The sequence below is a fragment of the Ezakiella peruensis genome, from assembly GCF_900215725.1.
In the GTDB taxonomy this organism is placed as follows: Bacteria; Bacillota; Clostridia; order Tissierellales; family Peptoniphilaceae; genus Ezakiella; species Ezakiella peruensis.
The window spans coordinates 942,998-958,319 of record NZ_LT962469.1 but is presented as its reverse complement, the minus strand read 5'-3'; the positions used below and the strand labels follow the sequence as shown (position 1 = coordinate 958,319).

Annotated in this window: 16 protein-coding genes; 14 read left to right on the top strand and 2 right to left on the bottom strand. The window is 38.1% G+C overall.

What is annotated here, in order from left to right:
* Nucleotides 1-8: 8 nt before the first annotated feature.
* On the top strand, nt 9-1,112 hold the full coding sequence (locus CUU59_RS04660; RefSeq protein WP_099950830.1) for a DUF4097 family beta strand repeat-containing protein: 1,104 nt from the start codon (nt 9-11) through the stop codon (nt 1,110-1,112).
* A gap of 144 nt (nt 1,113-1,256) precedes the next feature.
* Here CUU59_RS04660 and CUU59_RS04655 read toward each other — a convergent pair whose 3' ends face one another.
* Both CUU59_RS04655 and CUU59_RS04650 read right to left on the bottom strand, forming a co-directional pair.
* Nucleotides 1,257-1,553, bottom strand: coding sequence for a methylated-DNA--[protein]-cysteine S-methyltransferase (locus tag CUU59_RS04655; protein WP_099950829.1), 297 nt, complete (start codon nt 1,551-1,553; stop codon nt 1,257-1,259).
* Nucleotides 1,529-1,717, bottom strand: a complete 189-nt coding sequence (locus CUU59_RS04650; RefSeq protein ID WP_099950828.1) for a hypothetical protein — start codon at nt 1,715-1,717, stop codon at nt 1,529-1,531. Before CUU59_RS04650 ends, CUU59_RS04655 begins: the two co-directional genes overlap by 25 nt.
* A 217-nt stretch (nt 1,718-1,934) precedes the next feature.
* On the opposite strand from CUU59_RS04650, the gene CUU59_RS04645 reads away from it, so the two are divergent.
* From CUU59_RS04645 to CUU59_RS04585, 13 genes are all read left to right on the top strand, one after another.
* The gene (locus CUU59_RS04645; protein ID WP_099950827.1) at nt 1,935-3,326 is read left to right on the top strand and encodes a tyrosine phenol-lyase; all 1,392 of its coding nucleotides are present in this window, start codon (nt 1,935-1,937) and stop codon (nt 3,324-3,326) included.
* Nucleotides 3,327-3,523: 197 nt separating this feature from the next.
* Nucleotides 3,524-4,450: an aspartate carbamoyltransferase gene (gene pyrB, locus CUU59_RS04640; RefSeq protein WP_099950826.1), complete on the top strand. Its 927-nt coding sequence runs from the start codon at nt 3,524-3,526 to the stop codon at nt 4,448-4,450.
* Nucleotides 4,444-4,881 (top strand): aspartate carbamoyltransferase regulatory subunit, encoded by a 438-nt coding sequence (locus CUU59_RS04635; RefSeq protein WP_099950825.1) that lies wholly within the window; start codon nt 4,444-4,446, stop codon nt 4,879-4,881. Before pyrB ends, CUU59_RS04635 begins: the two co-directional genes overlap by 7 nt.
* Nucleotides 4,868-5,713, top strand: coding sequence for an orotidine-5'-phosphate decarboxylase (gene pyrF, locus CUU59_RS04630; protein WP_099950824.1), 846 nt, complete (start codon nt 4,868-4,870; stop codon nt 5,711-5,713). The genes CUU59_RS04635 and pyrF overlap by 14 nt, the downstream gene beginning before the upstream one ends.
* Nucleotides 5,703-6,416, top strand: a complete 714-nt coding sequence (locus tag CUU59_RS04625) for a dihydroorotate dehydrogenase electron transfer subunit (RefSeq protein WP_099950823.1) — start codon at nt 5,703-5,705, stop codon at nt 6,414-6,416. Before pyrF ends, CUU59_RS04625 begins: the two co-directional genes overlap by 11 nt.
* Nucleotides 6,410-7,306 (top strand): dihydroorotate dehydrogenase, encoded by an 897-nt coding sequence (locus CUU59_RS04620; RefSeq protein WP_099950822.1) that lies wholly within the window; start codon nt 6,410-6,412, stop codon nt 7,304-7,306. Before CUU59_RS04625 ends, CUU59_RS04620 begins: the two co-directional genes overlap by 7 nt.
* Nucleotides 7,306-7,875, top strand: a complete 570-nt coding sequence (gene pyrE, locus CUU59_RS04615; RefSeq protein ID WP_099950821.1) for an orotate phosphoribosyltransferase — start codon at nt 7,306-7,308, stop codon at nt 7,873-7,875. Before CUU59_RS04620 ends, pyrE begins: the two co-directional genes overlap by 1 nt.
* Nucleotides 7,872-8,990, top strand: coding sequence for an NAD(P)H-hydrate dehydratase (locus tag CUU59_RS04610; protein WP_099950820.1), 1,119 nt, complete (start codon nt 7,872-7,874; stop codon nt 8,988-8,990). The genes pyrE and CUU59_RS04610 overlap by 4 nt, the downstream gene beginning before the upstream one ends.
* Complete coding sequence (locus CUU59_RS04605) at nt 8,983-9,630, top strand: YfgM family protein (RefSeq protein WP_099950819.1); 648 nt, start codon at nt 8,983-8,985, stop codon at nt 9,628-9,630. Before CUU59_RS04610 ends, CUU59_RS04605 begins: the two co-directional genes overlap by 8 nt.
* A gap of 2 nt (nt 9,631-9,632) precedes the next feature.
* Entirely contained in the window at nt 9,633-11,456 is a 1,824-nt protein-coding gene (gene asnB / locus CUU59_RS04600) for an asparagine synthase (glutamine-hydrolyzing) (protein WP_099950818.1), read from the top strand.
* Complete coding sequence (locus tag CUU59_RS04595) at nt 11,453-13,216, top strand: M3 family metallopeptidase (RefSeq protein ID WP_099950817.1); 1,764 nt, start codon at nt 11,453-11,455, stop codon at nt 13,214-13,216. Before asnB ends, CUU59_RS04595 begins: the two co-directional genes overlap by 4 nt.
* Before the next feature lie 119 nt (nt 13,217-13,335).
* Nucleotides 13,336-15,006: a formate--tetrahydrofolate ligase gene (locus tag CUU59_RS04590; RefSeq protein WP_099950816.1), complete on the top strand. Its 1,671-nt coding sequence runs from the start codon at nt 13,336-13,338 to the stop codon at nt 15,004-15,006.
* Nucleotides 15,007-15,016: 10 nt separating this feature from the next.
* Nucleotides 15,017-15,319, top strand: coding sequence for a YerC/YecD family TrpR-related protein (locus CUU59_RS04585; RefSeq protein WP_075573467.1), 303 nt, complete (start codon nt 15,017-15,019; stop codon nt 15,317-15,319).
* Nucleotides 15,320-15,322: the final 3 nt, after the last annotated feature.

Genomic DNA, 15,322 nt, shown 5'->3' with positions numbered 1-15,322 from the left:
AGGTTCTTATGAGTAGAGAAAGAGAAATGATTCTAGAGATGCTAAAGGATGGCAAGATTACAAATGATGAAGCCTTAAAACTCTTGGACGCCATTGGTGAAAACAAGAGTCAAGAAAAGAAAAGCAAATCTTCTAACAAGGTTTTTGATGATAGCTTTGTAGACAAGGTCACAGATTCCATTTCAAAGATTGGCACCAAGACCGAAGAGGCCATTAAGAAATTAAATCTGGATAATCTGTGGGAAGGCATCAGCGTAAATATAGGATCTTGCTTTGAAGATTTAAATGCTAGGACCAGGCAAGAGTATACTCATGACTTAAATGAGGATGGTGAAGTAAAAGGCATTGATGTTGAAAACATACGCGGTAGATTAGATGTAATCACAGATTTGTCAGACCAAATAAAAGTTGAAATCGACATTAAATACGACGAAAGAGACAACAAGAACAATAAAAATGATTACTATGATATTTACCTTGAAGGAGACACTCTAAAGGTTAAACCAAAGTTTAAAAAATACAAGGCCGACTCCTACATTTCTGATATAAGGTTGACCCTGCCAAAGAGGAATTTTGAAGAAATCAAATTAGAAAATGTTTCCGGCTGCATAGAGGCTGAAGGATTAAATGCGGATGAAGCAGATATAGAAGCAGTTTCTGGCAAGGTTATGGTTAAAAACTCCAAGATGGACAAGGCAAATATCGAAGCAGTTTCTGGCAAGGTTGAAATAGACAATATTTCCGGTACAAATTTAAATGCAAGCACAGTTTCTGGCAAGGTTGTTGCAGATGAAATCGATTATAAAAACTCCTACTTAGAGACGGTTTCGGGTAAAGTTGAAATTGATGACATTAGAAACTCAGCTGAAAAGATCGACATTGAAGTTGTTTCTGGCAGTATTAACTTAGGCTTAGACGGGCTTGACAAGCCAGTTAAACTCATAGGTAGGAGGAAGAAGAGATCGAATTCCAGAGAGTTTTTCGGCTATAGGTTTACCAGATTCGAAGAGATAGGTAATAAAATTATTGCCTATACGGATGATTATGTAGATGATGAGACAAGTCTCATAATAAATGTAGAATCTTCTTTTGGATCTGTAAATATTGATTAATAAAATATTATAAATAAAGTTAAAAGATACAATTAAAGCCTGGGTTTGCTGAAATGCACCCAGGCTTTTGCGTTTAATAAATTATTATTATTTAAATTTTCATTTAAATCTCCAAGTCATATTATAATAGAAATTATGAAAAAATCATAGATTAAATTTTTGGGCATTTGCTTTTTCCATATTGAGCAAAAAGTATTTTAAGTCCGCTCCATAGGCATAGGCTCCGGGATTATTTGTGCCCACAACTCGGTGGCAGGGAATTACAAATGGCAGGGGGTTATTTTTCATAGCAGAGCCAACAGCTCGGGCTGCCTTGGGATTGTTAATTCTCATGGCTAGGTCTTTGTAAGTGACCGTCTGACCGTAGGGGACTAATAATAATTCTTTATAAACTTTTTCCCTAAAGGCAGTCGCTTTTATTTTAATAGGTAGATCATCCAAGAGGCCCTGACCCTTAAAATAATCCGCAAATTTTTTTTAATTTCATTTTGCATTTTATTTAAATTTTTATTTTCGTTTTCATCTGTCATTTCAATTCTTATAATATGTGAGTCCTCACAGGTAATTTTTAAATTGCCAATGGCAGTTTTTATTACAAAGTTCATGCACTGATACCTCCCTTCATAAGTATAGCAATTTTTAATTTGCTCTTCAACTTATAATTGATATCACTGATGGTTGATAAAGTGCTAACTATTTTTGTAAAAAGTTATATTTTATTAAAAAATCCATTGACATACACAATGCTTTTTAATATAATAAAGTTATAATAAGAGCAATGGGAAAGAGATTTTTTCCTTGCTAAAAACAAAAGGAGGATATATGAGTTATTTAGATTTAAGCAAATACCCAGCGGAGCCATTTAAAATTAAATCCGTTGAACCAGTTAAGATGATTTCCAAGGAAGAAAGAATCAAAGCAATTAAGGAAGCAGGATATAACACCTTTAACTTAAAGAGTGAAGATGTATATATCGACTTACTCACTGACTCAGGAACAAACGCCATGAGTGACAAGCAATGGGCAGGATTAATGATCGGTGACGAAGCTTACGCAGGAAGTAGAAACTGGCTCTACTTAGAAGAAACAGTTAAGGAAATCTTTGGCTTCAAGCACGTTGTGCCAACCCACCAAGGTCGTGGTGCAGAAAACTTACTCAGCCACATTGCAATTAAACCTGGCCAATATGTAGCTGGCAATATGTATTTTACAACTACTAGATTCCACCAAGAAGCTAATGGCGGAATTTTCGTAGACATTATCAAAGATGTTGCCCATGACGCTGCAGCTAATGTTCCATTTAAAGGTGACATTGACCTAGGAAAGTTAGAAACTCTTATCAAGGAAAAGGGTCCAGAAAATATCGCTTATGTTTGTTTGGCTGTTACTGTTAACCTAGCTGGTGGACAACCTGTTTCCATGAAAAATATGAGAGAAGTTCATGAAATGTGCTCAAAGCATGGCATAAAAGTTTTCTTTGACGCTACCAGATGTGTTGAAAACGCCTACTACATCAAAGAACAAGAAGAAGGATACGAAGACAAGACTATCAAAGAAATTGTTCACGAAATGTTCTCCTATTCAGACGGAGCTACAATGAGCGGTAAAAAAGACGGTATCGTAAATATCGGTGGCTTTTTAGCAATTAATGATGACGAACTCTTTGGCAAGGCCAAGGAAATCGTAGTTGTATACGAAGGTATGCCTTCATACGGCGGTATGGCTGGACGCGATATGCAAGCTTTTGCTGTAGGTCTACGCGAATCACTACAATTTGAATATATCGAACACAGAATTAAACAAGTTAGATACTTGGGCGATAGATTAAAAGAAGCTGGCGTTCCAATCGTTGAACCAGTTGGTGGCCACGCAGTATTCTTAGATGCTAGACGCTTCTGCCCACATCTAGAGCAAGAACAATTCCCAGCTCAATCTCTTGCTGCCAGCATTTATGTTGAAGGCGGAGTTAGATCTATGGAAAGAGGAATCGTATCAGCTGGTCGTGACAACAAGACTGGAGAAAACCACAAGCCAAAACTAGAAACAGTTAGACTTACAATTCCAAGACGTGTTTACACATACGCTCACATGGACGTTGTTGCTGACACTGTTATCCACCTATACAAACACAAAGAAGATATTAAGCCACTTAAATTTGTATATGAACCAGCACAACTTAGGTTCTTCACTGCAAAATTTGATATAGACGAATAGAATTTATAAGAGGGATTTATAGTCCCTCTTTTTTTGAAAAAAATAAATAAAGTGCAAAGAAAAATATTAAAAATATTTTTTAAAAATACTTGACAGGCCCTTGGTCTTGATGTATAATTATTTAGATAAAAATCCACCGAGGGTGGTAGAGGCCATCCTTGTGGATGGCTTTTTTTAAAATACGATTGGAGGATGCAATGCTTAAAGGAAGAAATTATATCGATCCGACAGATTTTTCTGTAGAGGAATTAGACGAGGTAATGAGTCTAGCACAAAAAATTAAAGATAAACCTGAATTATTTACCGATGTTTGCAAAGGTAAATTATTAGCTACCCTATTTTATGAGCCCAGCACGAGAACACGTTTTTCATTTGAAGCTGCCATGTTAAGACTTGGCGGTCAAGTTATTGGTTTCTCGGAGCCGGGCTCTAGTTCTGTTCAGAAGGGTGAAAGCTTACGCGACACAATTAGAACAGTTGGATGTTATTCTGATATTATCGCCATGAGACATCCAAAAGAAGGTGCTCCAAACTACGCACGCGAATATACTTATGTGCCACTAATTAATGCTGGAGATGGTGGCCACCAACATCCAACACAAACGCTGACAGATCTTTTTACCATTCAAGAAAGCAAGGGCAGACTAGCCGACATGGTTATCGGCCTTTGCGGAGACTTGAAATTTGGTAGAACAGTTCACTCACTGATCAAGGCCATGAGCATTAGAGAAAATATTAAATTCGTTTTAATTTCTCCTGAAGAACTTCGCGTTCCAGATTATATTAAAAATATTTTAGATGATAAAAATATCGAATACAAGGAAGTGGAAAGACTTGAAAATGTAATGGACGAATTGGATGTCCTCTACATGACAAGGGTTCAAAAGGAAAGATTCTTCAACGAAGCTGACTATATTAGACTCAAAGATTCATATATCTTGGATGAAGAAAAATTAAAATCTGCTAAAGCAGACCTTGCAATCCTCCATCCACTACCACGTGTAACTGAAATTGCAAACGAAGTCGACGATGACCCACGTGCATGGTACTTTAGGCAAGTTAAAAACGGAATGTTCGTAAGAATGGCACTTATTATGGAATTGTTGGGGGTAGAAGCATGTTAAGTATAAATTCAATTAAAAAAGGTATAGTTATAGACCACATCCACGCAGGACTTGGCGTAAAGATTTTTGATTATTTGGGCCTAAGAGATGCTGATTATACAGTTGCCCTTATTATGAATGCTCAATCAGGCAAGATCGGAAGAAAAGATATTATAAAAATCGAAAACGTAATTGATCTCGACTTATCAGCTCTTGGCTTTATCGATCCTGAAATTACAGTAAATATAATTGAAGACGAAAAAATTGTAGATAAAATTAATCTAACCCTACCTGAAAAAGTTGTTGGAGTTATCCAATGTAAGAACCCAAGATGCATCACCAGTATTGAACGCGGTATAGAACATGAATTCCATTTGGTCGACAGGGAAAAGGGAATTTACAAATGCACTTACTGTGACCATCAAGTGGTAAAAGACGATGTCAATAAATAAATTATACAAGAGAGTTGAGGAGAGGGGGCCCATCTGTGTGGGCCTGGACCCAAACCTTGACCATCTACCAGACTTTGTAAAGGACCTAAGCATTGAAGAAAAAATTTTTTCTTACAACAAGGCAATTATAGATGCCACCCATGATTTGGTCGCTGTTTATAAACCACAAGCTGCCTACTATGAGGGGGCTGGTCTGGACGGACTCAAAGCTTACAAGAGGACACTGGAATACTTAAGAAAGAAAGACGCCCTAATTATAAATGACGTTAAACGTTCTGATATTTCTTCAACTGCCAGCCAATATGCCAAGGCTTATTTTGAAGGCGACTACGAAGGTGACTTCGTGACATTGAATCCATACATGGGCCTGGACAGCATTGAGCCTTATATGGAATATGCTGAAAAGAAAAACAAGGGTTTATTTGTAATTATTAAAACTTCAAACCCAGGCAGCGCTGATTTTGAAGAGCTCATGGTTGGAGACGATCCACTCTATATGAATATTGGCAAAAAGATTTGCCAAATGTCAGGGAATTCTGTAAATGAATCTGGCTATAGAAATATTGGTTTTGTAATTGGAGCTACAAATAAAAACGCAGATGAGGGCAAGATCATCAGAGAAACTTTTAAAGATGTATTCTTTTTAATACCAGGTTACGGGGCCCAAGGCGGTGGAGCTCATGATGCAATGGAACTTTTAAACTCAGGTAATGGCGGAGTTGTAAATTCATCACGCGGCATTATCAGGGCCTTTGAAAAGAGTGAAAAATCTTTTGAAGAAGCCACCAGAGAAGCTGTTGAAAAAATGAGGAGAGATTTTAATGTCATATAAATTTGTAGAAATTTCCAATAAAGAAATCTTGACCGATGAAGTTTTTACCTTGACTTTTGAAGGCGACTTTGAGGGCAAGCCTGGCCAATTTTATATGCTCAAGGTAAATGAATTTCAAGATCCACTATTGGGCAGGCCAATTTCAATTTCAGATATTGATGGAAACAAAATCGTTTTTCTAATACAAATAATGGGAAGAGGCACTAAATACTTGTCTAATCTAAGAGTTGGAGACAAAGTCGGTCTCTTGGGACCACTGGGTAACGGCTTTAACTTAACTGAAGGCAAGACCGCTTTGCTCGCTGGCACAGCAGGAATCGCTCCCATGCTATATCTGGCAAAAAATTTAAAGACCAAGCCAGACTTATATGTGGGCTACAGGTCAGGAGAATATTATACTGACAAGTTCAAAGACTATGTAGAAAATATTTATATAGCAACTGAAGACGGCAGCGTTGGCCACAAGGGTTATGCTCTTGATATATTGGATGCAGAAAAGTATGATAAAATATATGCATGTGGACCAATGCCAATGATAAATGCCCTTGTAAAAAAATATCCGAATGCAAATATAGAAGTGAGCCTAGAGGCCCGTATGGGCTGCGGTGTTGGCGCATGCTTGTCATGCAACTGCAAGACCAAGGACGGCCACATCAGGATTTGCAAGGAAGGACCAATAATTAACGGGAGGGATTTATGTTAGAAACAAAATTTTTAGGTAAAGAATTAAAAAATCCCCTGCTCGTTGCAAGCGGCACTTTTGGTTTTGGCACTGAATTTACTCCTTACATGGACCTATCAAGACTTGGTGGACTTATTTCCAAAGGCTTAACCATTCGCGAAAAGGAAGGAAACAGTGGAATTAGAATTCACGAAACTCCATCGGGAATTATGAATTCAATCGGTTTACAAAATCCTGGCATCCCACACTTTATCGAACATGAACTCCCAGAAATGCACAAGCTTAATGATTATATTATTGCAAACTTGGGCGGCAACTCACTGGAAGACTATATGGAAGGGGCCAAACTTTTAGATCAGACAGATGTTGACGCAATTGAATTAAACATTTCCTGCCCAAATGTAAAAGAAGGTGGTATGGCCTTTGGTATCCAATGCCAAGACGCATCTGTCGTCGTCAGAGAAATCAGATCAATTGTCAAAAAACCTTTGATTGTAAAGTTATCGCCAAATGCTTTTGATTTAAAATCCATGGCCAAGACCGTTGAAGCTGAAGGTGCAGACGCCATTAGTTTGGTAAATACCTTTAATGCCTTGGCAGTTGATGTTGAAAGAAGAAAACCGGTTTTTGATAATGTGACAGCTGGCCTATCGGGTCCTGCCATTCGACCAATTGCCGTAAGGATGGTCCACGATGTTGTAAAATCAGTTAAGATTCCTGTAATTGGCATTGGTGGCATAATGACTGCCAGTGACGCCTTGGAATTTATTATGGTCGGTGCGACATTATTTGAAATTGGCACAGCTAATCTGGTAAATCCATCTGCTGCAATCGATATCATTGAAGGCATGGAAGAATATATGACCAGACACGGAATAAAGAGCTTAGATGAAATTAGGGGGATTATATAATGTATGTAAAAGAACTTATGATTAAAAGACACGCCTTGCTTGAAGGACACTTTTGCCTATCAAGTGGTAAGCACTCTGACCAATATTTTCAATGTGCCAAGGCAACTGAATATCCTGAAGACGCAGAATTTATTGCAGGTGAAATTGCAAAAAAATTAAGTGACGCTGGTGTAGAAGTTGATGTAGTTGTTGGACCTGCCATGGGCGGAATTATAATTGGTTATGAACTTGCCAGAGCTTTAAAAGTTAGAAGCGTTTTTACAGAAAGAGTTGAAGGTAAGATGACCTTTAGACGCGGCTTTAGAATTGAAGAAGGCGAAAGAGTTTTGATTTGCGAAGACGTAATTACAACAGGCAAGAGCTCTATGGAAACTGCAAAAGTCATCGAAGAACTGGGCGGCAAAGTTGTAGGCATCGGCGCTATTGTAGATAGGACAGTTGACAAGGTAGAACTTCCAATCTACGCAGCTATTTACGAAGAAGCAAAACTCTTTGAAGCAGACGCTTGCCCCCTATGTGAAAAAAATATTCCAATTGAAAAACCAGGAAGCAGATTTTTAAAGAAATGATTGGAATTGATCTTGTAAAAATTTCACGCATTGATGAAATTATAAATAATAAAGGCTTAGACTTTGCACAAAAGATGGTTGGGTCAGACGCAGATAAGACTGAGACTCTGGCCGGCCATTATGCTGCCAAAGAAGCCTTTGCCAAGGCTATGGGCATAGGGATTTCCACAGATATTTTAAAGAATTCAAAAGTTATTTATGGTGAGAAGGGTCAACCCTTTTTGTCTTACAAAAATAAAAGATATATTATTAGCATTTCCCACGATGGTGATTATGCTGTGGCAAATGTCGATGCATCGAGTTTTATCGCTGACCAAAAATATTTGGATTTATTAAATAAGCGACCAGAGGATTCCAACAAGGGGACTTTTGGCAGGCTGGGTTTAATCGCCGGCTACAATAATATGCCGGGGTCTGCTTTGCTTGCGACCGATGCTGCCTTTAGGTCAGGGGTTGGCTATGTATATTTATATTCATCAGATCAAATGATTCCAATTTTACAAAGTAAATCAACCGAGGCTATAATTAATAGCTTTGGTTGCTTTTTTTTAAGGGAAAATTTTGATGCCATTGCCTTTGGGCCGGGTCTTGGATTTGAAATGCCAGATGTAGATAAGCTCTTTGATTTTATAGAAAAAAATAAGATTCCAAGTGTTATCGACGCTGACGGTTTTTACTATTTAAAAAAACATGGACTTGATACAGACCTTGTCATCACCCCTCATCCCAAGGAAGCCGCATATCTTTTGAATTGTGATATTGATTATGTTATAAACAATAGAAAAGAAGCCGCACTAAAGCTCGCCCAAAAATACAAGGCCGTCTGCCTCTTAAAAGGTAATGGGACCTTGATTGCAGACGAGAAAAATAATATAATAATAAATACAAGCGGATCAAATGCTCTTGCAACTGCGGGCTCAGGTGATGTCCTTACGGGCATTATAGGAGGATTCTTAGCCCAGGGCATGGGCGTATGGAATTCAGCAGTGGCTGGCGCTTACTTCCATGGACTTGCTGCAGATATTTTTTCTGCCAAATATTCCAAACGGTCTATGAAGTCAGGCGATTTATCCGCTATGTTAAAATATGTTTTTAAGGGAGAAGACAATGCTTAAATACAGAAAATATATACTAGCAGCTACCATGACTCTGGCGGCTTATATGTTAGTTTGCGTAATTTTTAAAAAACCAGTAGATTCACTTTTGGCAGGTGGCCTTGCAGCTATGGTTGTCCTTGTATTATCATGGTTGGATTTAAGGACCATCAGAAGAGAATTCGATCTGATGCGCCAAGCAGTTGCAGAATATGTTGCAGACAAGGATGTTGACAAATTTATAAGAACAAATAAAAACTTAATCGAAAACTCAAATGACGATAGTGTAAAGTCCATGGTGAAATTAAATCTTGCCGGCGCCTATGCTGATAAAAAAGATTTTAAACTTGCAAAAGAAACCTTAGATGATATTGATTTAAAAGATTTTGGCAAAAGAAATTATGAAAATGCTGCTCTCAATAAAATTATTATTTATTATATGATTGATGAATTTGAAGCTGGGGACAGACTTTTTGACCAAGCCTTACAAAGCGATAAGGTGAAGAGAGACAATCCTTTATTTAAAATTACAGAAGTTATTAGGAAGCACAGGGGAAGTGAAGAGGGCTTAAGGATGCTCAGCGATTTGAACATGCAAGAGGGCATTGAACCCTATAGAAATATAATCACCACTGCAAAGATGATAGTGAAGAAGGGATAGTTATGTGCGGATTTGTTGGAATTATTAATAATAAAAATTTAGATAATATAGAGGCTATGACCAAGGCTATAGGTCATCGAGGGCCAGATGCTGTAAATTATGATCACGCTATAAATTATGCATTGGGCTTTTGTCGTCTGTCAATAATTGACTTAAATGCACGCAGCAACCAACCCATGATTGATGAAAGCCGAGGCATAAGCCTTGTTTTTAATGGGGAAATTTATAATTATAAAATTTTAAGAGACCAATTAAAAAATAAGGGCCACGAATTTTCAACCGAATCTGACACAGAGGTAGTATTGAGGTCCTATGAAGAGTGGGGAGAGGACTTTGTAAACCACCTGCGCGGCATGTTTGCCATTGCAATAATAGACGGAAACAAGCTGGTACTTGCTCGCGACCATTTTGGTATGAAGCCCTTATATTATGGATACGCCGATGATGGGGCCCTGGTCTTTGGATCAGAGCTCAAAGGTTTAGTCGCTTATAAAAATATGGCTAGAGAAATAAATGCTAGTGAGCTATTTTCTTACTTAGAGCTCCAACACATGGCTGGCGACAATACCATGATAAAAAACATCAAGAGACTACCACATGGGTCCATAGGAATTGTAAATAATTTTAATGAGAGCAAAGAAATAAAAATTAAAAAATATTTTTCCTTTAACTTAACTGACGAGATCAATGAATTAGATGAGGCCGTTGCTTTAATCCAAGAAGCAGTAAGGGAATCTGTGGACCTCCACAAAAACGCCGACGTTCCTCTGGGCACATTTTTATCAGGGGGCATTGACTCCTCATATATAACGGCCCTTACCATGCCTGAGTATACTTTTAGTGTGGGCTTTAAGTCAGCTGACAACAAATTTGACGAGAGCGTCCATGCCAGAGAACTTTCAGAAATTCTTGGCATCAAAAATCGGACGGAGATAATTGATCCATCAGAGGTTTTAAATAAGCTGGACGATATTATTTATTACTTGGACGAGCCTCAGGCAAATTTATCAAGCATTCCACTTTATTTTTTATCCAAGCTTGCTCGTGAAGAAGTAACTGTCGTCTTATCAGGCGAGGGAGCAGACGAGCTCTTTGGCGGTTACGATGGATATAGGACTGCAGATAGTCTAAGCAAATATATGAAGCTGCCAAGGGCCCTCCGTAAGTTTAACGGCGGACTTGCAAATATTATTCCTAACCAAAGCATCAAACACAAATTAAAAAAAGGTGCTATGGATGAAAATGAAATCTTTATTGGTGAAGCCAATATTGCAGATGGGGATCAGGTAAAGGAAATTATTGCAAAGGCATATAAAAATGGATATCCTGCCAGCCAAGAGACCAAAAAATACTTTAATGGGTCCAGCAAAATTAAATCTAAACAGCTGGTTGACCTAAATGTCTTTATGCAAAAGGATATTATTTTAAAAGGCGACAGGATGAGCATGGCCAACAGCCTGGAGGTTCGCATGCCGTTTTTAGATCTAGGAGTTTATGATGTTGCCAGCAAGCTCACAGATGATTTAAAATTGCAAGCAGGCCTGACCAAGTACGCCCTCAGGATGGCGGCCAAGGAAAACCTACCTGAGGAATGGTACAACAGGCCAAAGAAAGGTTTCCCAGTTCCATTTAGGTACTGGCTACAGGAAGACAATTTTTATAATAAATTTAAAGAAGTATTTACCAGCCCAGAGACCGCAGAGTTTTTCAAAAGAGACCAGTTAATGCAACTCCTCGATGATCACAAGGAGGGCAGGGCTCGCAATCACAGAAGGCTCTACTCGGTTTATGTATTTATGGTTTGGTGCGAAAGGATGGGATTATGAAGAGACAAGATGTAAAAAAAGAACTCACTTGGGATTTGACCGACTTGGCCAAAGACTATGCAGAATTTGAAAGTAAAAACAAATCGGCTATAGAACTTTCAAAAAAACTTAAGGACCTAAAAGGCACAATCAAAACTACTAACGACATCAACAAGGTCACAGAAATTTTAAACGAGATGTATGAGTTCTTGAACCATACAAATCACTATGCAAACTTGACTTATTCTGTTGACAGTTCCGATGAGGAAGCCTTTAAGCTAGTTACGGAAATGAACAAGGTTAACAAAGAAGTTAGAGAAAATACAATTTTCTTGGAAGATGAGCTCATGAATTTAGACGAAAAAATTTTATCAGAAGCCATGAACAAATCTCCAGACGCCTTTGTATATTTAAGGGAAGTCATAAAGAAAAAATCAAGAAAACTTCCTTTTGAAGTTGAAAATGCTCTATCAAAATTTTCAGACACCTGGGCGGCTCCATACGAAATTTCTGAAATAACCAAGAACAACGACATCAGGTTCCCTGACTTTGAAGTAAATGGAAAAACTTATCCCATGACCTTTGGTTTTTTTGAAGAAAGATACGAGGCAAATTCAGATACAAATTTAAGAAGAGAGGCTCATAGAGTCTTTTATGAAGAGATGAGAAAATATCAATCAACTTTGGCGACCGTTTACAATTCCCAATTAAAAATGGAAAAGGCTTTCAGTGAAATCAAGGGTTTTGATTCTGTTTTTGATTACCTCTTGGATATGCAAGATATTTCCAGGGAAAGTTATGAACACCACGTCGATACAATTAAAAACGAATTGCCAAAGGTCATGAGAAAGTATGCCAAGAAAATCAAAGAAAAATATAAGTTGGATAAAATGACCTATGCAGATTTAAAAGCTCCACTCATGCCAGAATTTGAAAAACATATTACTATTGAAGCTAGCAAGGACTATTTGAGTGATGGTTTAAAAATCCTTGGCGACGATTATGTAGCTGATACTTTAAAATATATAGACAACAGGTGGATTGACTTTGCAGAAAACGAAGGCAAGACCACAGGAGCCTTCTGCGCATCAGTCCATAATGTTCACTCATACGTTCTCATTAGCTGGACAGGCAAGATGGAAGACGTCTTTGTCCTGGCCCACGAACTTGGCCACGCAGGCCACGGCAGATATACTATGAGAAATAATGCCTATCTAAACACAGAATCATCAATGTATGTGTCCGAGTGTCCATCGACTATGAATGAAATGATTATGAGTAATTACCTAATCAAAAATGCAAATGACGACGAGACCAAGAACTGGGTTCACACACAAATGATCGAAAGAACTTACTATCACAACTTCGTAACGCACGGAATCGAAGCAGTATTTCAAAGAGAAGTCTTGAGACTAATCGATAAGGGTGAATCTGTTAACGACAAAATTTTAAACAGAATTTTTAGAAATGTCCTTGAAGAATTCTGGGGCGATGAAGTTGAAATAATCGATGGCGCTGAACTCACATGGACCAGACAGCCACACTATTATATGGGCCTTTATCCATTCACTTATCAAGCTGGACTTTCAATTGCCACCAATGTTTTCAAAGAGCTCATGGCTGGCAATGAAAATATTTTAAAACCATACAAGGAAGTCTTGGCAAGTGGCGGGCATTATTTACCAAAAGAATGGGCAGGCAAACTTGGCGTAGACATTGAAGGCGACTTTATAAAAACAACAATAGATTTTATTGGAGAAATTGTTGACAAGATTAATTAACACTTGACTTAATTAAAGAGATGTGTTATCTTATAGTTAGAGTTATTTATCTGTTTAAAGTATATTAATTACGGGTAGAAAACTAATGTATGAATTTTAGTTATATAGGAGGTAGAACTTTGAAAACAGACGTACAAATTGCTCAAGAAGCAAAAATGAAAAACATTACAGAAATTGCAAGTGGCTTGGGAATTAGCCAAGAAGATTTGATTCAATACGGCCACTACAAGGCAAAAATTGAACCACAGGTATATGAAAACTTAAAAGATAAAAAAGATGGTAAACTAATCCTAGTTACAGCTATCAACCCAACACCAGCTGGTGAAGGTAAGACAACTGTAAATATCGGTTTATCAATGGGCTTAAACAAGATTGGTAAAAAAGCAATCTCAGCTCTCAGAGAACCATCACTTGGACCTAGCTTTGGTGTTAAGGGCGGTGCAGCTGGCGGCGGATACGCTCAAGTTGTTCCAATGGAAGACATCAACCTCCACTTCACAGGAGACTTCCACGCAATAACATCAGCCAACAACCTAATCGCAGCCCTCTTGGATAACCACATCCACCAAGGCAACGAACAAGAAATCGACGTCAGAAGAATAACATGGAAGAGAGTTGTCGACATGAACGACAGAGCTCTTAGAAATATTGTTGTAGGCCTAGGCGGAGTTTCAAACGGCTACCCAAGACAAGACGGATTTGATATCACAGTTGCCAGTGAAATCATGGCTATCCTATGTCTATCAACAAGCCTTGAAGACTTCAAAGCAAGAGTATCAAAAGTAGTTATCGCTTACAGAAGAGACAAGAGCCCAGTATTTTTAAAAGATATTGGCGGTGAAGGTGCAGTAACCCTTCTAATGAAGGACGCTATTTTACCAAATCTTGTACAAACTCTAGAAAACACACCAGCTATGTTACACGGTGGACCATTTGCAAATATTGCCCACGGATGTAACTCAGTCCTTGCAACCAAATACTCATTAAAACTTGCTGATTACACAGTAACAGAAGCAGGATTCGGTGCAGACCTTGGAGCTGAAAAATTCTTTGACATCAAGTGCGTATACGGTGACTTACACCCAGACGCAGTTGTAATCGTTGCTACAATCCGTGCTCTTAAACACCACGGTGGAGCTACAAAAGAAGAATACGGCCTAGAAAATCTAGAAGCTCTAGAAAAAGGATTTGCTAACCTAGAAAAACACATCGAAAACGTTAAGAAATTCGGTGTACCTTCAGTAGTTGCTATCAACAAATTCCCAACAGACACAGAAGCTGAAATCAAACTCCTCACAGAATTAACTGAAAAAGCTGGCTCAACATGCATCCTAACAGATGTATTTGCTAAGGGCGGCGACGGAGCTATTGATCTAGCAAAAGAAGTTGTCAGAATTTGTGACGAAGAAGAAAGCCACTTCAAACCACTATACAGCTTAGATATGTCAATCAAAGAAAAGATTGAAACAGTTGCCAAAGAAATTTACGGAGCAGAATCAGTCAACTTCACAAAGGCTGCATTAAACTCAATCAAACAAATTGAAGCAAACGGCATGGATAAAGTTCCAGTATGTATGGCAAAGACTCAATATTCCTTGTCTGACGACAAAAATCTATTTGGCAGACCAGAGGGATTTGAAATAACAATTAGAGAAGTCAGAATCTCTAACGGTGCAGGATTCGTTGTAGCCTTAACAGGTGATATCATGACAATGCCTGGACTACCAAAGGTTCCTGCAGCAAACAATATCGACATTTTACCAGACGGACAAATTGTCGGATTATTCTAAGGAGGAAATTATGGATTATAACTCAAGACTAAAAAGCGAACAAACAGATAGCTTTTTCGAAGCAATTTTAAAGCTCGAAACAATTGAAGAATGCTACAGATTTTTTGAAGACATCTGCACAATCAAAGAAATTCAAGCAATTTCACAACGTCTAGAAGTAGCAAAACAACTTCGCGAAAATAAGACCTACAATGAAATTGAAGCTGAAACTGGTGCATCAACAGCAACCATCAGTAGAATTAATCGTGCATTAAACTACGGAGCAGACGGCTATAACTTAATCTTTAAAAAATTAGGATTATTCGAGGACTAAGCT

Excerpts from the sequence above, each read along its gene's own strand:
- CUU59_RS04585 (WP_075573467.1), top strand. The coding sequence starts at position 15,017 with ATGGATTATAACTCAAGACTAAAAAGCGAACAAACAGATAGCTTTTTC.
- CUU59_RS04610 (WP_099950820.1), top strand. The coding sequence starts at position 7,872 with ATGATTGGAATTGATCTTGTAAAAATTTCACGCATTGATGAAATTATA.
- pyrE (WP_099950821.1), top strand. The coding sequence starts at position 7,306 with ATGTATGTAAAAGAACTTATGATTAAAAGACACGCCTTGCTTGAAGGA.
- pyrB (WP_099950826.1), top strand. The coding sequence starts at position 3,524 with ATGCTTAAAGGAAGAAATTATATCGATCCGACAGATTTTTCTGTAGAG.
- CUU59_RS04625 (WP_099950823.1), top strand. The coding sequence starts at position 5,703 with ATGTCATATAAATTTGTAGAAATTTCCAATAAAGAAATCTTGACCGAT.
- pyrF (WP_099950824.1), top strand. The coding sequence starts at position 4,868 with ATGTCAATAAATAAATTATACAAGAGAGTTGAGGAGAGGGGGCCCATC.
- CUU59_RS04650 (WP_099950828.1), bottom strand. The coding sequence starts at position 1,717 with ATGAACTTTGTAATAAAAACTGCCATTGGCAATTTAAAAATTACCTGT.
- CUU59_RS04645 (WP_099950827.1), top strand. The coding sequence starts at position 1,935 with ATGAGTTATTTAGATTTAAGCAAATACCCAGCGGAGCCATTTAAAATT.
- CUU59_RS04595 (WP_099950817.1), top strand. The coding sequence starts at position 11,453 with ATGAAGAGACAAGATGTAAAAAAAGAACTCACTTGGGATTTGACCGAC.
- CUU59_RS04660 (WP_099950830.1), top strand. The coding sequence starts at position 9 with ATGAGTAGAGAAAGAGAAATGATTCTAGAGATGCTAAAGGATGGCAAG.
- asnB (WP_099950818.1), top strand. The coding sequence starts at position 9,633 with ATGTGCGGATTTGTTGGAATTATTAATAATAAAAATTTAGATAATATA.
- CUU59_RS04605 (WP_099950819.1), top strand. The coding sequence starts at position 8,983 with ATGCTTAAATACAGAAAATATATACTAGCAGCTACCATGACTCTGGCG.
- CUU59_RS04635 (WP_099950825.1), top strand. The coding sequence starts at position 4,444 with ATGTTAAGTATAAATTCAATTAAAAAAGGTATAGTTATAGACCACATC.
- CUU59_RS04620 (WP_099950822.1), top strand. The coding sequence starts at position 6,410 with ATGTTAGAAACAAAATTTTTAGGTAAAGAATTAAAAAATCCCCTGCTC.